We start from the raw sequence: 20,538 nt of genomic DNA, 5'->3' as shown, positions 1-20,538 counted from the left end.
GTCGCCAGCGTCATACCCGTCCCGCCATGGCCCCTCGATCGCAACCGCTCCCGTCTGCCGAACCCGCACAGGCCGGCTCCGTCCGGCTGTTTTTTGCGCTGTGGCCCGATGCGGTCACCTTGCGGATGCTGACGCAGTGGGCACAGCAGGCGCATGCCGCCTGCGGCGGTCGCGTCATGCGGCCGGATACCCTGCACCTGACATTGGCCTTTCTGGGCGATACCTCGCCCGAAGTGATGCACACCTTGGCGCAGGCGACGAAGACGCAGCGTATCGCGCCCGGCGCCGTCACCTTGAGCCGCTTCGGCGCGTTCGCCCGTCCGGGCATCGTATGGGCCGGACCGGCGGACGGCGGGATGACACCTGTCGACGACGAAATGGACGCGGGCCGCGGCCAGCATCGACCCGATGAAGACGACCAAGGCGCGGCACGGCTGCAGGCCGAGCATGCGCGCTTGTGGGACTGGGTCGGCCCCTTGCATCCTGCCAGGCCGGAGAACCGTTTCCGGCCCCATGTCACGCTGTTGCGCAATGCCGATACACGCCAGTTGCCGCAGCCGCCCGCCACGCCCGTCGTCTGGCGTTATGACCGCTATGTGCTCGTGGCCTCGACCCAGAACGGCGCCTCGCGCTACCGGATCGTGGCGGCCACCCAGGCCTGAATCCGAACACAAAGGTTGATGTCCGCGCCGGGCGAAGGCCCCGGGCCCACGCTGCCCGTCGCCCGACGCGCGCGGGACGTTCCCCCGGCGCCGGGGCACGCTGCGGCAGGCTGCGGCACAATAGGCCTCCTCCCCGCCCTCATCGCGCACATGCTCATCCTGATCGACCAAGACGGCGTGCTCGCCGACTTCGAAAACGCCTTCGTCGCGGCCTGGCGCCGGGCGCATCCGGACATCCCGCCGGTCGAATTCGAGGACCGCAGGTCCTTCCATATCCTGGACGACTATGCACCCGAGCTGCGCGCCCGCGCCGAGGCGCTGTATACGGCGCCGGGCTTCATACGCAACCTGCCTCCGGTGGCGGGCGCCCTCGACGCGATCCGTGAACTCGCGGACCTGGGCCTGGATGTCCGCATATGCAGTTCGCCGCTGCGCCAGTACGAAAACTGCGTCGCCGAGAAATACCACTGGGTCGAACGGCACCTGGGCCGCGCCTGGACGCAGCGGCTGATCCTCACCCGCGACAAGACGCTGGTGCAGGGCGACATCCTGATCGATGACCGGCCCCACATCGAAGGCGCGCTGCCGCCGCGCTGGCGGCACATCGTCTATGACGCGCCCTATAACCGCGGCATCACGGACCGCCCCCGGCTGTCGTGGTCGAACTGGCGCGACGTGCTGGGCGGCGAACTGTACAAGGCCGACCGCTGAGCTGGCCATCGCGCGTGGACGTGGGCCGGCGGTGGGGAACCAGCCGAAGGGTGTAGCCAGGAGGCCGCGTGCGCCCACGCCTCGCGCGAAAGCCGTAACGATAGCGTGCGCCTCCCAAGCGATTGATTGCATCCGGCGCGTCCAGGGTGCTGTAAGCTGACCGCATCGCCACCCAGACGCGAGGAGACCCGGGATGAACCTTCATCGCATGCTCAAGCAACGCGAGGCCGATGGCAAACCGATACGTATCGCGCTGATCGGGGCCGGCAAGTTCGGATCCATGTTCCTGAGTCAGGCGCATCGCACGGCGGGGATGCGCCTGGTGGCCCTGGCGGACCTCCGACCAGACTCGGCGCGCGCGGCATTGACCAAAGTCGGGTGGCCGGCCGCCGCCTTGCACGCCAAGTCCATTGGCGAGGCGGTCCGCGGCGGAGCCGTGTTCTGCTCCGATGACGCGCTGGCGGTCATCAGCCACCCGGAGATCGACGTGGTCATCGACGCCACGGGCAGCGCGACGGCGGGCATCCGCCACGCCCTGGCGTGCTGCGACCACGGCAAGCACATCATCATGGTCAATGTGGAGGCCGACGCGCTGGCCGGCCCCTTGCTGGCGCGCCGCGCCCGCGAAGCGGGTGTCGTCTATTCGCTGGCCTATGGCGACCAGCCGGCCCTGATCTGCGAAATGGTGGACTGGGCGCGCGCCAGCGGCTTTGACGTGGTCGCCGCCGGCAAGGGCACGAAGTACCTTCCCGCCTTCCATACCTCGACGCCGGACACCGTCTGGCCGTATTACGGCTTTACCCCGGAGATGGTAGCCGCCGGCGATTTCAACGCGCAGATGTTCAATAGCTTCCTGGATGGCACGAAGAGCGCCATCGAGATGGCCGCGGTGTCGAACGCGACCGGCCTGCTCCCCGCGCCCTCGGGCCTGCACTTTCCGCCCTGTGGCGTGGACGACCTGGCGCGGGTGCTGCGGCCGCGCGACGATGGCGGCACGCTGCACCACCGCGGGCAGGTCGAGGTGGTGTCCTCGCTGGAACGCGACGGGCGGCCGGTCTATCGGGATCTGCGCTGGGGGGTGTACGTCGTCCTTGCCGCGGACAGCGACTACGTGCGGCGCTGCTTCAAGGAATACGGCGTGGTCACGGACCCCAGCGGCAATTATTCGGCCATGTACAAGCCTTACCATCTCATGGGCATGGAGCTCGGCATCAGCGTGGGCAATGTGGCGCTGCGCCGGGAGCCCACCGGCAGCCCCAGCGGCTGGCATGGCGATGTGGTCGCCACCGCCAAGCGCGATATGCCGGCAGGCCAAGTGCTGGACGGCGAAGGCGGCTATACCGTCTATGGGCGGCTGATGCCGGCGCGCGATTCCGTCGAAGGCGGCTATCTGCCGCTGGGCCTGGCCCACAACGTCAAGCTGAAAAACCCCGTGCGCGCGACCCAGGCGGTGAAGTGGTCGGACATCGACTATGACGATACGGGCGAAGCGCTGCGATTCCGCCGCGAGATGGAGCAAGGCTATCTTTGAATGAGCGGCGCGGCCAGGCGCCGCGATTGTTGCTCCCGGCGTACAAGTCCTTTGTTCCGGGCGGTCTGTTTCCCGAAATGGTCGACGCGCACAATACGGCCTTCGTATCATTCCTCGGGAATTGCCATGCCTGTCGCTTTATGGGCGCTTGCCGCCGGTGCCTTCGGCATCGGGACCACTGAATTCGTCATCATGGGACTGCTGCCGGAGCTGTCCCGCGACCTCAACGTGACTCTTTCCAGCGCCGGCCTGCTCGTCACGGGCTATGCGCTGGGCGTCTTCATCGGTGCGCCCATCGTCACACCGATGATGTCCCGGCTGCAACGCAAGACCGTCCTGCTGGGCCTGATGCTGCTCTTCACCGTCGGCAACCTGGCCTGTGCCCTGGCGCCCGGGTACGGCACCTTGATGGCCGCCCGCGTGCTGACCTCGTTCGCGCATGGCGCGTTCTTCGGCATCGGTTCGGTGGTGGCGACCAGCCTGGTCGCGGCCGACAAGAAGGCCTCGGCCATCGCGCTGATGTTCACCGGCCTGACACTGGCCAATGTGATGGGCGTGCCGCTGGGCACATGGCTGGGGCAGCATTTCGGCTGGCGCAGCACCTTCTGGGCTGTCACGGCGGTGGGCATCGTGGCCATGGCGGCCATCGCTTTCCTGGTGCCGCGCAGCCGCGATGACCAGCAAGCGAACTTCACGCAGGAACTGCGGACGCTGGGCCGTCCCCAGGTGCTGCTCGGTTTCCTGATGACCGTCCTCGGCTTCGGCGGCGTGTTCGCGGCCTTCACGTATATCGCGCCCATCCTGACCCAATTGGCGGGCTTCTCGGATGCGGCCGTGTCGCCCATCCTCCTGCTGTTCGGCGTCGGCCTGGTGGTGGGCAATACGCTGGGCGGCAAACTCGCCGACCGCCGGCTTATGCCGACCTTGATCGGGACGCTGTTGATCCTGGCCCTGCTGCAGGCGGTCTTCACCTTCACGGCCCATGCGCAGTTGACCGCGGCCATCACCGTGGGACTGCTGGGCGCGGCGGGATTCGCCACCGTGCCGCCGCTGCAGATGCGCGTACTCGAAAAAGCGGCGGGCGCGCCCAACCTGGCGTCGGCCTTCAATATCGCGGCCTTCAACCTGGGCAATGCGGCGGGCGCCTGGGTGGGCGGCCTTACCATCGACCACGGCCCTGGCCTGGCCGCGCTGCCGTGGGTTGCCAGCCTGATGACGGCCGGGGGGTTGTTGGTGGCCTGCTACAGCTGGCGCCTGGACCGGCGCGAGCAGCCCGCGCGCCCCGGCCGGCCCGCCGCCGAGTGCGCGTAGGGGCGCGGCGGCGCCGGGGGGGCTGGCTGTGGCAACCCCGCATCATCCTGGAGTGCCCGGGGATGCGAGACGCACCCCAGAAGCGCCCCGTAAGGGCAGGGCGGCGCCGCGACGGTCACGCCGCGGCGCTATGTCTCAACGCCGCGTCAACTGGCTGACGTCACGCACGGCGCCGCGATCGGCGGAGGTGGCCAGGGCGGCATAGGCCTGCAGCGCCTGCGAAACCACGCGCTGGCGGTCGACGGGCTTCCAGGCGCGATCGCCGCGGCTTTCCATTTCCTGGCGGCGCGCGGCGAGCTCCGTGGCGCTCACTTCCAGGTGGATGCGGCGATTGGGGATATCGATCTGGATCGCATCGCCATCGCGCACCAGGCCGATGGTGCCCTGTTCGGCGGCTTCCGGCGAGGCATGGCCGATGACCAGGCCCGACGAGCCGCCGGAAAAGCGCCCGTCGGTGAACAATGCGCAGGATTTGCCCAGCCCCTTGGACTTCAGGTACGAGGTCGGATACAGCATTTCCTGCATGCCCGGACCGCCCTTGGGGCCTTCGTAGCGGATGACCACCACGTCCCCCGGCACGATCTTGTCGGCCAGGATGGCTTCCACCGCCTGGTCCTGGCTTTCGAAGACGCGCGCACGGCCCTGGAAGGTCAGCTGGCTTTCGTCCACGCCCGCCGTCTTGACGATGCAACCCTTCTCGGCCAGGTTGCCGTACAGCACGGCGAGCCCGCCGTCCTTGGAATACGCGTGCTCCAGATCGCGGATGCAGCCGTTGGCGCGGTCCAGGTCCAGCGTGAGATAGGTCTGATCCTGGCTGAAGGCCACCTGCGTCGGCACCCCGCCCGGGGCCGCGCGATAGAACTTCTGCGCGGCTTCGCCCGCGCCGCCGTTCACGTCCCACTGCTCCAGCGCCTTGCCCAGCGTGCCGCTGTGGACGTTGCCGGTAGACAGGTCCAGCAGGCCCGCGCGCGCCAGCTCGCCCAGGATGCCGATGACGCCGCCGGCACGGTGCACATCCTCGATGTGGTACTTGTCCGTCGCCGGCGCGGCCTTGCAGAGGCAGGGCACGCGACGCGAAATGCGATCGATGTCGGCCATGGTGAAATCCACGCCGGCTTCCTGGACCGCCGCCAGCAGGTGCAACACCGTATTGGTCGATCCGCCCATGGCAACGTCCAGCGTCATGGCGTTCTGGAAGGCCGCCTTGGTGGCGATGTTGCGCGGCAGGACCGACGCATCGTCCTGCTCGTAGTAGCGGCGGCACAGGTCCACGACCAGGCGGCCCGCCTGCTCGAACAAGCCCTTGCGCCACGCGTGGGTGGCGACGATGGTGCCGTTGCCGGGCAGGGCCAGCCCCAGCGCCTCGGTGAGGCAGTTCATGGAGTTGGCGGTGAACATGCCGGAACAGGAGCCGCAGGTGGGGCAGGCGCTGCGCTCGTACTCCGCCACATCGGCGTCGCTCATGGCGGGGTCGGCGGCCTTGATCATGGCGTCGATCAGGTCGATCTTGGCCAGCACCTTGCCGTCGGTCGGCGACTTGATCTTGCCGGCTTCCATCGGGCCGCCGGATACGAACACGACCGGGATGTTCAGGCGCATGGCGGCCATCAGCATTCCCGGGGTGATCTTGTCGCAGTTCGAGATGCAGACCATGGCGTCGGCGCAGTGCGCGTTGACCATGTATTCCACCGAGTCCGCGATGAGTTCACGCGACGGCAGCGAGTACAGCATGCCGTCGTGGCCCATGGCGATACCGTCGTCCACGGCGATCGTATTGAATTCCTTGGCGATGCCGCCCGCGGCTTCGATTTCGCCGGCGACCAGGGCGCCGAGGTCGCGCAGGTGCACATGGCCCGGCACGAACTGCGTAAAGGAGTTCACCACCGCGATGATGGGCTTGCCGAAGTCGCCGTCCTTCATGCCGGTGGCGCGCCACAAGGCGCGCGCGCCGGCCATGTTACGGCCATGGGTGGAAGTACGTGAGCGGTATTGCGGCATGGCGTGTCTACTCGCAAAGAGCGGAAATGGCGGAAATGGGCCATCATCATAACGCCTGGGCCTGGCCGCGGCCGCGCCACGGTCGGACCGCCTCGCGGCTCGCGGGCGGCCATGGTGGCGTCGCCGTCTGCGCCAGCGGGACTGCCCGAAGCCCGGGACCGCCCGAGGCCCGCGACGCCGCCGGTCCGGGACCGATCCGGCTTGGGGACGGCCCTGGCTTGGGAACTGCCCCAGGTTTTGCTTATGGATTGCATAATGCGGCGCCGCTTGCCGCATCGGCGCAGCCCGCCGACACTGGCGCCTTCCTTATCACCCTGACCGCCTTTCCGATGAACGCCCCGCGCTCCGCTGCCCTCGTTATCCGCGACGCCCTGCCCGCCGACATGGCGGCAATCCAGGCCATCTACAGCCACCACGTCCTGCACGGCACGGCGTCGTTCGAACTGGCGCCGCCTTCGCTGGACGAGATGCAGCAGCGCCGCGCCGCGGTGCTGGCCAGCGGCCTGCCCTACCTGGTCGCCGAACAGGAGGGCCAGGTGGTCGGGTATGCGTACGCCACCCTGTACCGGCCGCGCCCGGCGTATCGCTACACCTGCGAGGACTCGGTCTACGTCAAGCCCGGCATGGCGGGACACGGCATCGGCGGGCGCTTGCTGACCGCGCTGGTCGAGCGCTGCACCGCACTGGGGTGGCGCCAGATGCTGGCCGTCGTGGGCGACAGCGCCAACGCCGCCTCGCTGGCCGTGCATGCCCGCTGCGGTTTCCATCCCGTCGGTACCCTGCGGAGCGTGGGACACAAGTTCGGCGAATGGCGGGACACGGTATTGATGCAGCGCGCGCTGGGCGACGGCGACGCCACGGCGCCGCGCGAACCTGCGGCCTGATACACCGGCCCGGCGGCCATCAGCCCGGCGGCAGGTCCGCCGCCGCGCCGGCCACCCAGCGCTCCCAGCCGGCCTTGCGCAGGGCGCAGGCCGGGCAGGTGCCGCAGCCATAGCCCCAATCGTGCCGGGCGCCGCGTTCGCCCAGGTAGCAGGTATGGCTGTGCTCGACCACCGTCTCGACCAACGCGTCGCCCCCCAGCCGCTGCGCCAGCGCCCAGGTCTGCGCCTTGTCCAGCCACATCAGCGGCGTTTCGATGGTCATGCGCGTCGCCAGGCCCAGCCCCAGGACCACCTGCTGCGCCTTGATCGTGTCGTCGCGGCAATCGGGATAGCCCGAGAAATCGGTTTCGCACATTCCTCCGACCAGCACGTCGAGCTGCCGGCGGTAGGCCAGCGCCGCGGCCACCGTCAGGAACATCAGATTGCGCCCCGGGACGAATGTGTTGGGCAGCCCATTGGCCTGCATTTCGATCTGCCGGTCGCTGGTGAGCGCCGTGTCGCCTACCTGCGACAGCACGGACAGGTCCAGCAAATGGTCTTCCCCAAGGCGCGCCGCCCAGTCCGGCCGGCGCGCGCACAATTCACGCCGCACATTCAGGCGCGCATCCAGCTCGATGCGATGACGCTGGCCGTAGTCGAATGCCACCGTTTCGACATGCGCATAGCGCTCCAGGGCCCAGGCCAGGCAGGTGGTGGAATCCTGTCCGCCGGAGAACAGGACCAGGGCGCGGCGTTGGTGATTTTGCATAAAAACCAGGAAGAGATGCGGTCGGAGATGATGGCAAGGGCGGCCCCGGGCGATGGAAGCGATGCCGGCCCACCCATGGGCCGACTTTACCGCACGCGCCGGACGTACTGCAGCCGCCCGTCGCGCCTAGCGCCGCCGCAAGGCTTCGTTGATCTGTTCGGCGGCTTCGCGCAACGCCGGCAGGAAGGCGGCCACCATGTCTTCCGGCGTATAGCGGCTGGCATGGCAACTGACATTCATGGCGGCGATCGTGCGGCCGGCGCGATCCACGACAGGCACAGCCACCGATTGCAGGCCCGGCTCCAGTTCGCGCACCACGCGCGCATAGCCCTGCCGCCGCGTGTCCTCGATGACGGCCTTGAGCGCTCCGGTATCGGTGATGCTTTCAGGGGTGTAGGCCGTGGGCGGATGTTCGCCCAGGATCCGGTCCAGCGAGGCCTCGTCCAGTCCCGCCAGCAGGACACGGCCCATGGCCGTCACCCAGGCGGGCAGCCGGCTGCCCACGGATAGATTGATGCTCATGACCTTGTGCGTGGACAGGCGCAGGATATAGACCACATCGGGCCCATCCAGCACGGAGACCGAACACGATTCGCGCGTCGACTGCGCCACCGCCTCCATATAGGGCAATGCCAGGTTCCACAACGGCAGCCCCGACAGATAGGCATACCCCAGGTCCAGGATGCGGGGCGTCAGCGCGAAACGGCGCTCGTCCACGGCGACATAGCCCAGCTGCGCCAGGGTCAGCAGGATACGGCGGGCGCCGGCGCGGGTCAGGCCGGTGCGGCTGGCGACCTCCGACAGGGTCATGTGGGGCCGCTCCGGCCCGAACGCGCGGATCACGGCCAGGCCCCGCGCAAAGGATTGCACGTAGGTGTCGCCGGGGGCTACGGTGACGGCATCCCCGGCGGGGGGCGCCGGGACGGGTGGGAGCGGAATGGAAGGCATGGCAAGCGGCGGAGCCGCAAAGTGTTCACGGTGAGGACAGCGCGTCTTGACAGCATTCGCACGCCCATGAAAGTATGGCGTTCGATTATAGAACTTTTGTTCTATATACGAACAAATTGGGCACACGCCACAGCGACACGGCGGAATAGGCGGAAAAGAGCCACCGACGGCGCAGGCGCACTATTGCATGTAGGCGCATGAGGCCCCGGACGCCGTCGCCAACCGGGCCGTCATGCACCTTCCTCCTTTCCTTTTCACTTCGGACTGCCGATGATTTCCAAACTCGTTGAAAGCACCGCCGAGGCGCTGGCCGACATCCCGGACGGGGCCACCGTGCTCATCGGCGGTTTCGGCCCCGCCGGCCAACCGGTCGAACTGATCGACGCCCTGCTGGCGCAGGGCGCCAAAGACCTGGTCATCGTGAACAACAATGCCGGCAACGGCACGACCGGCCTGGCCGCGCTGCTCGGCGCCGGTCGCGTACGCAAAATCATCTGCTCCTTCCCCCGGCAGGCGGATTCGCAGATCTTCGACGGCCTGTACCGCGCAGGCAAGATCGAGCTGGAACTGGTCCCGCAAGGCACGCTGGCCGAGCGGATCCGCGCCGCGGGCGCCGGCATCGGCGGTTTCTACACCCCCACCGCCTATGGCACGCCCCTGGCCGCCGGCAAGGAAACCCGCGAACTGAACGGCAAGCAGTACGTATTCGAACTGCCCCTGCACGCCGACTACGCGCTGATCAAGGCCGAGCGCGCCGATCGCTGGGGCAACCTGACCTACCGCAAGACCGCCCGCAACTTCGGGCCCATCATGGCCAGCGCCGCCAAGGTGGCGGTGGCGCAGGTGCGCGAAATCGTCGACCTCGGGGTGCTGGATCCCGAAGCCATCGTGACCCCCGGCATCTTCGTCCAGCGCGTGGTGCGTGTCGCCGCGCAAGCCGCCAAGGAGCAGCAATGAACGCGAAACTCAACCGCGACCAGATGGCCGCCCGCGTGGCGCGCGATATTCCCGAAGGGGCTTACGTGAACCTGGGTATCGGCCTGCCGACCCTGGTGGCGAACCACCTGCCCGCCGATCGCGAAATCGTCCTCCACACCGAAAACGGCATGCTGGGCATGGGACCGGCGCCGGCCAAGGGCGAGGAAGACTACGACCTCATCAATGCCGGCAAGCAGCCGGTCACGCAGGTGCCCGGCACATCGTTCTTCCACCACGCCGACTCCTTCGGCATGATGCGCGGCGGCCACCTGGACATCTGCGTGCTCGGCGCCTTCCAGGTTTCGGTGAAGGGCGACCTGGCCAACTGGCACACCAACGCGCCCGATGCCATCCCCGCCGTGGGCGGCGCCATGGACCTGGCCAGCGGAGCCAAGCAGGTGTTCGTCATGATGGAATTGACCACACGCGAAGGCCAGAGCAAGCTCGTGCAGGAATGCACCTATCCGCTGACCGGCGTGGGCTGCGTGTCGCGTGTCTATACGGAAGTCGCCGTATTCGACATCCGCAAGGATGGCGTGTACGTTATCGATACCTTCGGCGATACCGATGTCGCGGCGCTCGAACGCATTACCGGCCTGCCGCTGCGCACGGAGCCATCCCTCCACCGTTGATCCGCTTGCCGTACGCAGGAGAACCCATGAAACGCCTCTTCGCCACCCTGCTGCTCGCGACCGCGGCGATGAGCGCCGCGGCGCAGTCCTTGCCGCACGGCGTCACCCTCGACCGCCTGCAGGCCGTCAAGGACACGGCCTCCGGAGCCACCGCCATCACGGGAACCCTGCACAACAATACGGGCCGCACGCTGAACAGCGCGTCGGTGGTGTTCCGGCTGCAGGACCCGCAGGGCAATGTGGTGGGCACGGCGTCGGCCAAGACCTACAACCTGCCCAACCAGGAAAGCTGGCAACTGCGCGCCACCACCACGCAGCCGTTCAGCCGGTTCACCGCTTACGAGGTCAAGGTCGACTAGGGGCTTTTCGCACTAGCCGGGGCCGCCTGCAATTCCAGCGTATGCGCGGCCGGCCCGGGCAGAAAAGGCGCGGCCACGCCGTTCACCCAATCCTGGTGCCCGGCCAGGAAGAACGGCGAAAGCGGATGGCCCGACGCGCCGCCCGGCATCTCCAATATGCCCTCGGTTTCCCTGCCCGGCGCGACGATGAACCGCTCCGACGCCCCGGACGAGGTCCGCTGCACGCGCGGCATGTTGGTATCCCCGGGCATCGGCTGGGCGGGCGCGGTCAGCCAGCCCCGCAATGGCGCGGGCAACATGCCGGCGAAGGGATGGCCCACGGCCAGGACGTTGCGCTGGCCCCAGCGCGCGTCCGCCAAAGGCGCGCCGCGCGGGCGGTTGCGCTGGACGGTGGCGTCGATGCTGGCCAGCATGAAAGCGCGCCAGTCCGCATGGCGCGCGGGAATCCAGGCATGGCGGCGCGCCAGCGCCTGCATGACGGCCTCCAGGCGCGACGATGCACGGCCGACGGAAATCCCCGGCGCCAGTTCGGGCGCGCGGGCCGACAGGCGTTCGTCCAGGCCTCCGAACCACGCCCCGTACAGCGTTTCACGGAAGTCCCGCAGCAGCGTGTAGCCGGCCTGGTCGACGTCGGCACGCCCGTTCCATTGCGTCACGATGCGGCGGAATGCCGCCCGGTCCGGATGCTGGGCCAGCGCTTGCGGGTCCAGGGCCTCCAGCGCGAGCCGGCGCCAGAACTCCAGCCACAGTCCGCGGTCGTCCAACTGGATCGCCAGGAGCGCGCGCTCATCGTATACATCGCCGTCCAGCAGGCCGGCGCGGATCTGCGAGGCGCGCAGGCCGACGTCCGCGCCGCCATCGCCGATCTTGCGCTGCCGGGCGGGGTCGCCCAACTGGGTGCTGTTCGCCGTCCAGAGCCGCCCGGACGGCGGGTCGACGATGCTGGGGTAATCCTTGGCCGGCAGACGGGGCGCGGGCGGGGGTGCGCCCGCCGCCCCCACGGGATAGCCGTCGGCGTCGCGAACGGCCCCGGGCAAGGGGCCGGCCAGGGTCCAGCCGATGTGCCCGGCGCCATCCGCGACCAGGATATTCTGCGTCGGCACCCCGGCGCCTTGCGCCACCCGCAGGGCTTCGGCCACATTCCGGGCCGTTTCCATGCCGAGCAGCCCGAGATCGACCGCGTCGGCACGATAGGCGATCCAGTCGACCGCGTAGGATCCTTCGCCGGCTTCCAGGATAGGGCCCCAGCGGGTCTCCAGCACCGCCAGGCGTACCGGCGCGCCGCCCTTCACGTCGATCCGCTCGTCATGTTCGATGGCGGTTTCCCAGTTGCCTGACGGACCACGGTAGCGCCGCGGGTCTGCGGGGTCGCGCTGCAGGCGCACCAGGTCGATGAAATGGCCGTAGCTGTTCGTGAATCCCCACGCCACGTCGCCATTGCTGCCGGCGACCACCACGGGCGCGCCCGGCAGGCTCACGCCGGAGATGCGCCGCGCCTGCGGTCCTTGCAATACCAGCGTCAGCCGATACCAGATGTTCGGCAGGCGCAGCCCCAGGTGCATATCGTTCGCCACGCGCGCCGCGCCGCCCTGCCCGTGCGCCCCGGCCACCGCGAACGCATTGCTGCCGACGTCCGTGGCGGTGCCGCCCCAGCCGTCACGCTCCCCGTCGGTTGCGCTCCACGCGTAGGCGCGCGCAAGACCGGCGGGGCCCGACGCCGCCTCCCCAGCCCGCCCTGGGCGGCCGGTTTCGCCGCGCGCGGGCGATGGCGCGTCCAGCCAGTCGGGACGGGTGGCGGGCACGGCCAGCGGCGCCACGGTCATCGCGGCACCGTCCAGCGGTGCGTCCATTGCGCTGGAACGTGGCGTCAGGAAGGCGAGCAGCTCGGGCGGCACCATGTCACGCAGGAAACCCCGCGACAGCACGCGGTTGAGCTCGCCGGATTGAAGATCCAGGTACATGGCGTCGATCACCAGCAGGGTGTCTTCCGGGCGCCAGGGCTGCGGACGCACGCCCAGCGTGATGTACTCGAAGGGCCATACCGGCGATGCCGCCAGCGCGGCGTTCACCCCGTCCGCATAGCGTTGCAGCAGGGTTTGCTGCGCGGATGGCAGCGCCCGGTATGCGGCTTCGGCGCGGCTGCGAAACCGGTGCATGCGGTTGCGCCGATCCACATTGAGCGCAGAGGCGCCCACCAGGGCCGCGACCTCGCCAGCCGGCACCCGGCGCAGGAGATCCATCTGGAAGAAACGGTCCTGGCCGTGCGCATAGCCCGTGGCATAGGCCAGATCCAGCCGGTCGGACGCGCTGACGGTCACGCTGCCTTGCGCGTCGCGCGCGATCGTGGCGGGCGCGGACAGTCCGGGCACGGCGACTTCCCCATCCAACCGCGGCAGGCTGGCCTGCAGTGCCCACCATCCGGCTCCGGCAGCGAGCACGGCCAGCACCACCAGCGACGCGGCGAACCAGACCAGGAAACGCCGCAGGCGGCGCGGCCGAACGACGGCGGAGGGCGACGGGCCCGCCATGTCAGCGCAGCTCCACGACGATGGGTTGATGATCGGACGCAGCGCTGCGCGCGTCGACATCGCACCGCGTGAGCCGCGCCTCGAGGTCCGGCGTGACGAAGACGAAATCGCAGGCGAAGGGTCCTTGCGGCCACTGCGCGTGGTCATAGAGGCCCACGGTGGGCGCTCGTGGCGCCTGGCCATGCACCGCCGCCCAGGCGTCCACCAGCGGCGGTACGCCGGGCGGCATGGGCTCGAGCATGCAGCGATACGCCGCGTCCTCGACGGCGCTGTTGAAATCGCCGCAGACCAGCGCCGCCCGCGGCCGCTGCGTGGCGGCGAAGGGACTATTGGGACCGCCATCCGGGCCCGGGCGCATCGCATGGCCGCTGGCCTCGATGTGCCGATCGCGCAACGCCTGCGCCTGGGCCAGCCGCTGCGTGGCGGAATAGAACTCCAGGTGGGTGCACAGGATGCGCAGCGGACCCACGTCGCTGTGGACCACGGCTTCGACGGCCACGCGGGGCATCGACATGGCGGTCGGATCCGCCGGCCAGGGCAGGCTGTGACGGAACACCGGTCCCACCGGATAGCGTGTGGCGATCAGGTTGCCGACCTGGCGTCGCGCGCCGCCGGGCGTTACCGGCGCGATATCGCAGCCTATGCCGGCCAGCACCGTATAGCCTGGCAGCAGCGCGGCGAGCGCCTCGAACTGGTCGGCGTCCGGATCGCCCGGCAGGCCGCCGCCGCCCGGTCCGCCGTGGAAGCCGCGCGTGACCTCCTGCAGGCACAGGACATCGAAGTCGGCCAGGCCGCGCGCTTCGTCGACGATGCGCCGCAGATCGACCTGGCCATCGACGCCACGCCCCCATTGAATGTTCCAGTTCACCAGTTGCATACGGGGGTTTTACCAGCCGCCCTGTTACCCGTCCACCCGAGCGCAGGGCTTACGACGGTTTGTTTTGAGCAAAACCGGCCGGCGGCAGCCCCTTCTTCCCCGAGGGCCCCGGGCAGGAAGGAAGCGCAGCCGCCCACGGGCCGGCATGGCGTCCCACGCCAGGGCCGGGACGTGCGCGCGCACGTCGCAGATACGGGCATCGATGCATGGAACCGGCCTACGGCAGCGGGGCACTCAACGCGCTCGAAAAAGGGGCGCCGGGCAATCCGGCGGTCGAACAGGAGCTTGGAAGCATGACAACGAAGCGCGTCCAGGCCGAGCCACGCGGCCACTTGCCGCCGGCGGGAGGCAAATCTCGATGATCACGATCTCTGGACCTGCCGGGGGCATCGCGCTTATACCGGGTGCACACAACGCCGACACGGCCGAAGACGCCATCGAGGTGGTGTGCGGAGTGGCGTTCCGTATGAAGGAATCGTGGCCCTACGCGCAAGCGCGGTTCGCGCGCGCGATGGAGGTACTGCACGCCACGGACATTGGCGCGACGCTGTGCCATGCCATTGCCGCCCTGGATATTCCAGACGCGGAGCGGCCATCCGTCTTCTTCCATGACTACGATGACTTCTGCGATGAAACGGCATCGGAATACAAACACCGTTATTGCAGCGATACAACCGTGATCCCGTTCTGCGTCTTGCGCCGGGGCACCATCGGGGCCGACGGCCAGCCCGGCGTGTTCGACGCCAGCGACATCGACCAGGTGGACCAGATCGTCCAGCTGTTCCGCGACCTGGTGGACTTTCATGCGGCGCGGACCGGTTCGCTGCCCGGCGCAGCGGCGTCCGGCCTTGCCCGGTTTTCGCCTTTCGCCCTGCGCGAGCAACTGGGCCATCCCCTGGATGAGTGGGAGGTGGACATGCGGGCCTATATCCATGCGGACCCCGGCGCCTTCGACCCGCGCCAGGAGGTATACGACCGCACCGCGGCCTATGTCAGGGCCGGCAACTACGAGGCGCCCCTGGACCTGAATTGCCTGGAGCTGAAGGAATGCCCGCCCTTGCGCAAGGTAGCGGCACTGACCAAGGTGATACTGTCGAACAACTGGCTTGTCGCCTTCCCGCCGCGCGATGCACTGCCGGAAGCCATCGTGCTGGTGGATCTCGGGAACAACCCGCTGCAAGCCGGCGCCGCGAGCTATGGTCCGCACCTGCGCCTCGTCACCGTGGGCGGGCGGGGTTGCGACGCGGCAGCCCTACGGGCGGCCATGCCCGCGCATGTCCGGCTGAGCGTCGTCGAGCAGCTCGACGATGTACAAAGATCGATCGAGACAGCCCGGATACTTCGCGATTTCGTCAGCCTGGCGGACGATATCGTCCCGGTCGAGGATATGGAGCGCGCCGGCCTGACGCACGAGGCCATGGGGGCGATCTACCCCGACGACATGCTGACGCAGGCCGTCAAGGCGTGGATCCCCGCGCCCAACGAATCGTGGGCACAGCTGCAGAAACAGGACCTCCTGGCCGCGTTGGCGTTCAGAAGCATGCTGCGTCGCCTGGGCGCCATCGCGGACAAGGATGGCCCCGCGTTTCGCGCCGAGATCGCCGCATTGATCGACAAGATGCAGCAGCCGGGCAACAAGGCTTTCCAGGCCCGCTGCGTGGAGATCGCCCGCAACGGCGCCGAAACATGTGCCGACCGTGTCGTCATGACCCTGAACGACCTGTACACCGCATCCCTGAACGCGGACGCCGAGGCGGGGCTCTATGACCACAACATACGCGGGCTGCTGGACCTGGCCGAAAGCATGCTCAACCGTGAGGTATTGAGCGAATTCATCGTCGCGCGCATGCCGGAACTGCGCAAGCGGGAGGAGGAAGTCGATGAAATCGACGCCTTCGTCCATCTGCAGAAGCGGCTGTACGGCGAGATAAAGCTGCCGATCATCCGGGCGGATACGGCCTTCCAGCATCCTGCCCTGCTGAGCGACGAAGACGTCGACCTGGCCCGCGTGCAATTGCGAGCACGCCAACAAACCGGCTTCGTCGATTTCCTGACGACATGGGCGCCCATGACTTCGGTAATCGGCCGGCTGGCGCCGGGGCGGCTGCGCGAGGCGCAGCGCCGGCGCGCCCGCATCCATACCGACCGTGGCCTGCTCTACCGCGCCCTGGAGCGGCTGCTGAACAGGAAAGGAACGCTGTTCGTCCACGACAAGGCGAGCGACTTGTCCGTATTCAAGGTTCCATACCGCATATTCTGGACGCGCTACGAGCGCTTGATCGACAAGCGGCTCCGCGACAGCGAGCTCGCTCACCGCCGGAATGCGGGCCCCATGGACACGGATATCGTGCTTCAGCTCGGCGCGGTCGTCGCCGACGAGGTCCAGCGCTCGACCATGCGCCCGGTGGTGCGCCGGTTCCTGGCCGCGCATGGCATCGCGCCACAGCCCAGGCAGACGCACTGACCTCGCGTTTCACTGCAGCGCGCCGCCGCGCCAGCACGCGCTGTCAGGGATAGTCCGGACGCCGCAGGTGAAAGGCGAGTTCCGGTGATATCTCGAAGTACGCGGTCGGGCCGCCGCCCCGCAGGATCGGCCGGGCCGCCGCCGTATCGAAAATGCCGTCCTTCAGCAGGGCGCGGTCTATATGGACGCCCACCACTTCGCCCAGCACCAGCCAGGCATCGATGTCCGCGCCGGCGGCGCTTTGCAGGCGGATGATCTGCGACCGCCGGCACTCGAAGGCCACCGGGCTTTCCGCCACGCGTGGGACGCCGACGATGCGCGAGGCCACCGGCGTGAGCCCCGCAAGGGCGAACTCGTCGATCTCGGCTGGCGCGGCCGCGCTGCTGCGGTTCATCGGCTCGGCCAGGTCCCGGGTCGCCAGGTTCCACACGAACTCGCCCGTCTGTTCAATGTTATTCAGCGAGTCTTTGCGCCCCACGCTGGAGAAACCGATGATGGGCGGCCTGTAATTGAAGGCATTGAAGAAGCTGTAAGGCGCCAGATTCAGCGCGCCGTCAGCCGCCCGGCTGGCGATCCAGCCGATGGGGCGCGGCGCCACGATGGCGTTCAGCGGATCGTGCGGCAAGCCGTGGCCCTGGGCCGGCTCATAGAAATGGATGTCTGGGGACATGCGCGATGGTGCTCAGGTTGTGATGGATGGAGCGTCTTCCCGGCCCGGCGTGCGGCCGGGTCCGCCGCGAAACTGCCGCCGATATGCGGATGGCGAGACCTGGAAGTTCCGGGAGAAATGTTGCCGCAGCGACGATCCGCTGCCCAGGCCGGCCTTGGCGGCGATGACCTCCAGCGGCAGTTCGGTGGTCTCCAGCAGCTTTTGCGCCAGGCGCAGCCGTTCCGCCAGCAGCCATTCGCCCAGGCTGCATCCGGTCAGGGACAGGAAGCGCCGGTTGAAGGTGCGCCGGCTCATCGCCAGCCGTTCCGCCAGGCTATCCGCCGTGTGCTTCTCGACGATGGTGCCGCGCAGCCAGTCCAGCAGCTCGGCCAGGCGAAAGCCGGACCCTTCGGTCGGGAAAGGCTGCGACGCCAGCTGGGTCTGCGAACCATGACGATGCGGCGGCACGACCAGGCGCCGAGCGGCGAAGTCGGCGACCTTGGCGCCGTACAGGGCCCGCACGATATGCAGGCAACAGTCGATGCCGGCCGCCGTGCCTGCCGACGTGGTGGCGTTGCCATCATCGACGTAGAGCACCGAGGGCTCCACCTTGACTTTGGGATAAGTCCGGGCAAAGTGGTCGGCCCAGGCGAAGTGGGTGGTGGCGCGCCGGCCGTCCAGGATGCCCGCCGCCGCCAGGACATAGGCGCCCACGCACAGGCCGACCACCCGCGCGCCGCGCGCATGCGCCGCCGCGACGGCTTCCACCAGCGGCGCGGGCGGTGTCTCGCGCGGGTCGCGCCAACTGGGCACCACCACCACATCGGCGGTCCGGGTGATCTCCAGCGACGGCGTTGCCACCAGGGAAAAACCCGACGTGGTCATCAGGGTTTCCTGCTCGGCTGAGCACACTTTCAGCTGGAATTTGGGCGCGCCCGGCACGCCGCCGTAGCGGCCGAATACGGCACAGGGCACCGACAGATGAAACGCGCTGATCCGGTCGAATGCGATAACGGCGATGACGGGCGCGTGCATAAGCTGCTACAGGGCCAAGGGGGCGGAAACGAGGGTTGGCCCAATTCTATCGAAATTTGACCGTAAACCAGCGAACCATATTCGGTGGATGCTCGAGAATCGCGATGCCATGGGGAAAGAAGCCACCGTTGGGCCAGCCCGCGAAGCGCGTGCCAACCAGCAGGTTTCGATCAAAAAAAACGATATAGAAGGCAGGGCTGCGCGATGCCGATCAAGCTTCTCTCGAACGGGAAAACCATTACGCTTCGGTCGTTTCCACGCGCCGAGGATTTCCCGGTCGAAGAGCGCGCCGCCACCATGGACGCCTTCAACCGCCTTATCGGTATGAATTGGGACGTCACCGCGCCGCATTGGACGTCGACCCACAGCCCCTTTCGCAGTGGCTATGGCCTGGTGATGATTCACGCCGACAAGGAGCTCGTGGGGTTTTCGATCTACCAGTACTTCGACATGAACGGCGACCTTTGCCTGTACCGATCCGGTACGGAACTGGCGCCGCCCTACCAGGGCCTGGGGTTGTACAGCGATGTCACAGACCTGATCTTCGCTGAGGCCTTTCGCCAGCGGCCGCATCAATCGCGGCTGCTGTACTGCTGGCGGACACGCAATGCCATCGTCGCACTGGCCAACGCGCGCCGGTGTGCCGAGGTCGTCCCGGACCTGCAGGCCGACCCGCCTAAAGAAAACGGCGGACGGGCCGGCCTGCTTGCCCTGGCCGTGCTGGCTGCCAAGCGGCTATATCCGGACCGCGTGCTGGAGCTGCCGGCGCTCGTCATGCGCGACGTCTACGGCCACATCAAGCACCGCAAGCCGCCCTATCGCGGGGCGGCGACGCATGTGGGCAAGCGCATCGCCGAGCTGGCCCCGAGTGCCGGCGACGCACTGTTCTCCCTCGGGATCGTACGCCGACCGACCCTGTCATGAGCAAGGTTGTCTCGTTGGCGCCACCGCCGGCCGCGCTCGAGGCCGACCGGCCGTCGGCGCGCGCCTACGCGTCCTGGATGCTGATCGCGGTGGCCTACGCCATCGCGTTCATGCAGCGGCTGGCGCCCCAATCCATGCTGACCGAGCTCTCCCGGTCTTTCTCCATCGATGCGGCGGGCCTGGGCGTGCTGGCTTCGGGCTATTTCTATGGCTACCTGGCCATGCAGATACCCGCCGGCATATTGGTCGACACCCTTGGGGTGCGGCGCGTGCTGCTGGGCAGCCTGCTGGTGTCCTTGACCGGCACCGTGTGCTTCGCCATGGCGCCCAGCGTGCCCGCGGCGTTCGCGGCGCGCCTGGTGGTGGCGTGCGGCGACGCACTGGTCTTCACCGCCATGCTGAAACTGGTCGCCCTGAAGTTCCGGCAAAGCCGCTTCGGCCTCATGTCCGGCTTGTCGCAGGTTTCAGGCTATGTAGGTGGCGCCATGGCGACCACGCCGCTGGCCGTCGCGGTGTCCGGCCTGGGTTGGCGCGAGTGCTTCGCCATCGTGGCCTGCGCCATTGGGATTACGCTGGCCGCGTCCTTCATGGTGTTCTCGCGCGCCGACCAGCAGCCCCTGGCCATCAAGGATATGCCGGCCAGGTTCATGCGCACCATAGGGCTGTTCCGCAGCCGCCTGCGCAACCGCGACAGCTGGGGATGCGCGACGGTTTTCGCTTCGCACTTCGCTTCTGTCACTACGCTATCTGGAGTATGGGGCCTACCCATGGTCCGCGATACGCTGGCCGTCAGTAAAGAGCAGGCCAGCACTTGCATCCTGGCCTTCCTGGTCAGCAATGTGGTCGGGTCTATCGTCCTGGGCCATATGTCCGACCGGGTGGCCAATGTGCGTCGCGCGCTGATGTGGAACTGCCTGGTTCGCGCGGCCATACTGCTGACCCTGCTCCCGGCATTGCTCTCGGCGCTGGGCTACACGTATGCCATTGCGTGCTTCTGCGCGCTTGGCTTCGTTGCAGGCGGCACCGTACCGCTGGTATTGAAGTCCGTCAGGAAGCTTTACTCCACCGAGATGATCGGCATCGGAGCGTCGTTCAATACCACGCTCGCCGGCATTACGGCTGCCCTCGTTCAGCCGCTGGTGGGCATGCTGCTGATGGCTTCCGCCACAGGCGCCCCTGGCCATCTGGTCTACACCGCCCAGAGCTATACCGGATTCGTTGTCCTCATGGCGGCCATCTCGGCCCTGGGCTGTATCGGCGCGGCGGCGATGCGCGTGCTGCATCAAGGCTAGTCTCTCT

The 20,538-nt window shown here is 68.1% G+C and carries 18 protein-coding genes; 11 read left to right on the top strand and 7 right to left on the bottom strand.

Annotated features, from left to right (window positions below):
- The first annotated feature begins 26 nt into the window (after positions 1 to 26).
- From BAU07_RS01780 to BAU07_RS01765, 4 genes are all read left to right on the top strand, one after another.
- Positions 27 to 662 carry a 2'-5' RNA ligase family protein gene (locus BAU07_RS01780; RefSeq protein ID WP_066653293.1) on the top strand — a complete coding sequence of 212 codons (636 nt, stop codon included), beginning with the start codon at positions 27 to 29 and terminating at the stop codon, positions 660 to 662.
- A gap of 150 nt (positions 663 to 812) precedes the next feature.
- The gene (locus tag BAU07_RS01775; RefSeq protein ID WP_066653292.1) at positions 813 to 1,373 is read left to right on the top strand and encodes a 5'-3'-deoxyribonucleotidase; all 561 of its coding nucleotides are present in this window, start codon (positions 813 to 815) and stop codon (positions 1,371 to 1,373) included.
- Between the two features lie 193 nt (positions 1,374 to 1,566).
- Positions 1,567 to 2,904, top strand: coding sequence for an NAD(P)H-dependent oxidoreductase (locus BAU07_RS01770; RefSeq protein WP_066653291.1), 1,338 nt, complete (start codon positions 1,567 to 1,569; stop codon positions 2,902 to 2,904).
- A gap of 126 nt (positions 2,905 to 3,030) precedes the next feature.
- Positions 3,031 to 4,215: an MFS transporter gene (locus BAU07_RS01765; RefSeq protein ID WP_066653290.1), complete on the top strand. Its 1,185-nt coding sequence runs from the start codon at positions 3,031 to 3,033 to the stop codon at positions 4,213 to 4,215.
- A 135-nt stretch (positions 4,216 to 4,350) separates the two neighbouring features.
- On the opposite strand, the gene ilvD is transcribed toward BAU07_RS01765, so the two are convergent.
- Complete coding sequence (ilvD, locus tag BAU07_RS01760) at positions 4,351 to 6,213, bottom strand: dihydroxy-acid dehydratase (protein ID WP_066653281.1); 1,863 nt, start codon at positions 6,211 to 6,213, stop codon at positions 4,351 to 4,353.
- Between the two features lie 329 nt (positions 6,214 to 6,542).
- Here ilvD and BAU07_RS01755 point away from each other — a divergent pair, with 329 nt between their 5' ends.
- Positions 6,543 to 7,097 carry a GNAT family N-acetyltransferase gene (locus BAU07_RS01755; protein WP_066664542.1) on the top strand — a complete coding sequence of 185 codons (555 nt, stop codon included), beginning with the start codon at positions 6,543 to 6,545 and terminating at the stop codon, positions 7,095 to 7,097.
- 19 nt (positions 7,098 to 7,116) lie between these two features.
- Here BAU07_RS01755 and queC read toward each other — a convergent pair whose 3' ends face one another.
- Both queC and BAU07_RS01745 read right to left on the bottom strand, forming a co-directional pair.
- Positions 7,117 to 7,845, bottom strand: a complete 729-nt coding sequence (gene queC, locus BAU07_RS01750) for a 7-cyano-7-deazaguanine synthase QueC (protein ID WP_066653279.1) — start codon at positions 7,843 to 7,845, stop codon at positions 7,117 to 7,119.
- A 126-nt stretch (positions 7,846 to 7,971) separates the two neighbouring features.
- Positions 7,972 to 8,793, bottom strand: a complete 822-nt coding sequence (locus BAU07_RS01745; RefSeq protein WP_084025102.1) for an IclR family transcriptional regulator — start codon at positions 8,791 to 8,793, stop codon at positions 7,972 to 7,974.
- A 270-nt stretch (positions 8,794 to 9,063) separates the two neighbouring features.
- Here BAU07_RS01745 and BAU07_RS01740 point away from each other — a divergent pair, with 270 nt between their 5' ends.
- From BAU07_RS01740 to BAU07_RS01730, 3 genes are read left to right on the top strand one after another with little or no spacing between them, the layout of a single operon-like run.
- Positions 9,064 to 9,750: a 3-oxoacid CoA-transferase subunit A gene (locus BAU07_RS01740; protein WP_066653277.1), complete on the top strand. Its 687-nt coding sequence runs from the start codon at positions 9,064 to 9,066 to the stop codon at positions 9,748 to 9,750.
- Entirely contained in the window at positions 9,747 to 10,403 is a 657-nt protein-coding gene (locus tag BAU07_RS01735; RefSeq protein ID WP_066653275.1) for a 3-oxoacid CoA-transferase subunit B, read from the top strand. The genes BAU07_RS01740 and BAU07_RS01735 overlap by 4 nt, the downstream gene beginning before the upstream one ends.
- A gap of 26 nt (positions 10,404 to 10,429) precedes the next feature.
- A complete protein-coding gene (locus BAU07_RS01730; RefSeq protein ID WP_066653273.1) occupies positions 10,430 to 10,762 on the top strand; it encodes an FxLYD domain-containing protein in 333 nt (110 codons plus the stop codon).
- Here BAU07_RS01730 and BAU07_RS01725 read toward each other — a convergent pair.
- Complete coding sequence (locus BAU07_RS01725; protein ID WP_066653267.1) at positions 10,759 to 13,290, bottom strand: penicillin acylase family protein; 2,532 nt, start codon at positions 13,288 to 13,290, stop codon at positions 10,759 to 10,761. The genes BAU07_RS01730 and BAU07_RS01725 overlap by 4 nt on opposite strands.
- Before the next feature lies 1 nt (position 13,291).
- Entirely contained in the window at positions 13,292 to 14,167 is an 876-nt protein-coding gene (locus BAU07_RS01720; RefSeq protein ID WP_066653266.1) for an endonuclease/exonuclease/phosphatase family protein, read from the bottom strand.
- 358 nt (positions 14,168 to 14,525) lie between these two features.
- On the opposite strand from BAU07_RS01720, the gene BAU07_RS01715 reads away from it, so the two are divergent.
- On the top strand, positions 14,526 to 16,631 hold the full coding sequence (locus tag BAU07_RS01715) for an NEL-type E3 ubiquitin ligase domain-containing protein (RefSeq protein ID WP_066653265.1): 2,106 nt from the start codon (positions 14,526 to 14,528) through the stop codon (positions 16,629 to 16,631).
- Between the two features lie 43 nt (positions 16,632 to 16,674).
- Here BAU07_RS01715 and BAU07_RS01710 read toward each other — a convergent pair whose 3' ends face one another.
- Positions 16,675 to 17,301, bottom strand: a complete 627-nt coding sequence (locus BAU07_RS01710) for a flavin reductase family protein (RefSeq protein WP_066653263.1) — start codon at positions 17,299 to 17,301, stop codon at positions 16,675 to 16,677.
- Between the two features lie 12 nt (positions 17,302 to 17,313).
- Positions 17,314 to 18,315, bottom strand: a complete 1,002-nt coding sequence (locus BAU07_RS01705) for a helix-turn-helix domain-containing protein (RefSeq protein ID WP_066653260.1) — start codon at positions 18,313 to 18,315, stop codon at positions 17,314 to 17,316.
- A gap of 204 nt (positions 18,316 to 18,519) precedes the next feature.
- On the opposite strand from BAU07_RS01705, the gene BAU07_RS01700 reads away from it, so the two are divergent.
- Complete coding sequence (locus tag BAU07_RS01700) at positions 18,520 to 19,239, top strand: hypothetical protein (RefSeq protein ID WP_066653257.1); 720 nt, start codon at positions 18,520 to 18,522, stop codon at positions 19,237 to 19,239.
- Entirely contained in the window at positions 19,236 to 20,531 is a 1,296-nt protein-coding gene (locus tag BAU07_RS01695; RefSeq protein WP_066653254.1) for an MFS transporter, read from the top strand. Before BAU07_RS01700 ends, BAU07_RS01695 begins: the two co-directional genes overlap by 4 nt.
- Positions 20,532 to 20,538 lie beyond the last annotated feature (7 nt).

The sequence above is a fragment of the Bordetella flabilis genome (assembly GCF_001676725.1).
Classification (GTDB): Bacteria; Pseudomonadota; Gammaproteobacteria; order Burkholderiales; family Burkholderiaceae_B; genus Bordetella_C; species Bordetella_C flabilis.
The sequence above is the reverse complement of the archived record's forward strand: the minus strand, read 5'-3'. Positions and strand labels throughout refer to the sequence as shown.

Excerpts from the sequence above, each read along its gene's own strand:
- BAU07_RS01780 (WP_066653293.1), top strand. The coding sequence starts at position 27 with ATGGCCCCTCGATCGCAACCGCTCCCGTCTGCCGAACCCGCACAGGCC.
- BAU07_RS01775 (WP_066653292.1), top strand. The coding sequence starts at position 813 with ATGCTCATCCTGATCGACCAAGACGGCGTGCTCGCCGACTTCGAAAAC.
- BAU07_RS01770 (WP_066653291.1), top strand. The coding sequence starts at position 1,567 with ATGAACCTTCATCGCATGCTCAAGCAACGCGAGGCCGATGGCAAACCG.
- BAU07_RS01765 (WP_066653290.1), top strand. The coding sequence starts at position 3,031 with ATGCCTGTCGCTTTATGGGCGCTTGCCGCCGGTGCCTTCGGCATCGGG.
- ilvD (WP_066653281.1), bottom strand. The coding sequence starts at position 6,213 with ATGCCGCAATACCGCTCACGTACTTCCACCCATGGCCGTAACATGGCC.
- BAU07_RS01755 (WP_066664542.1), top strand. The coding sequence starts at position 6,543 with ATGAACGCCCCGCGCTCCGCTGCCCTCGTTATCCGCGACGCCCTGCCC.
- queC (WP_066653279.1), bottom strand. The coding sequence starts at position 7,845 with ATGCAAAATCACCAACGCCGCGCCCTGGTCCTGTTCTCCGGCGGACAG.
- BAU07_RS01745 (WP_084025102.1), bottom strand. The coding sequence starts at position 8,793 with ATGCCTTCCATTCCGCTCCCACCCGTCCCGGCGCCCCCCGCCGGGGAT.
- BAU07_RS01740 (WP_066653277.1), top strand. The coding sequence starts at position 9,064 with ATGATTTCCAAACTCGTTGAAAGCACCGCCGAGGCGCTGGCCGACATC.
- BAU07_RS01735 (WP_066653275.1), top strand. The coding sequence starts at position 9,747 with ATGAACGCGAAACTCAACCGCGACCAGATGGCCGCCCGCGTGGCGCGC.
- BAU07_RS01730 (WP_066653273.1), top strand. The coding sequence starts at position 10,430 with ATGAAACGCCTCTTCGCCACCCTGCTGCTCGCGACCGCGGCGATGAGC.
- BAU07_RS01725 (WP_066653267.1), bottom strand. The coding sequence starts at position 13,290 with ATGGCGGGCCCGTCGCCCTCCGCCGTCGTTCGGCCGCGCCGCCTGCGG.
- BAU07_RS01720 (WP_066653266.1), bottom strand. The coding sequence starts at position 14,167 with ATGCAACTGGTGAACTGGAACATTCAATGGGGGCGTGGCGTCGATGGC.
- BAU07_RS01715 (WP_066653265.1), top strand. The coding sequence starts at position 14,526 with ATGATCACGATCTCTGGACCTGCCGGGGGCATCGCGCTTATACCGGGT.
- BAU07_RS01710 (WP_066653263.1), bottom strand. The coding sequence starts at position 17,301 with ATGTCCCCAGACATCCATTTCTATGAGCCGGCCCAGGGCCACGGCTTG.
- BAU07_RS01705 (WP_066653260.1), bottom strand. The coding sequence starts at position 18,315 with ATGCACGCGCCCGTCATCGCCGTTATCGCATTCGACCGGATCAGCGCG.
- BAU07_RS01700 (WP_066653257.1), top strand. The coding sequence starts at position 18,520 with ATGCCGATCAAGCTTCTCTCGAACGGGAAAACCATTACGCTTCGGTCG.
- BAU07_RS01695 (WP_066653254.1), top strand. The coding sequence starts at position 19,236 with ATGAGCAAGGTTGTCTCGTTGGCGCCACCGCCGGCCGCGCTCGAGGCC.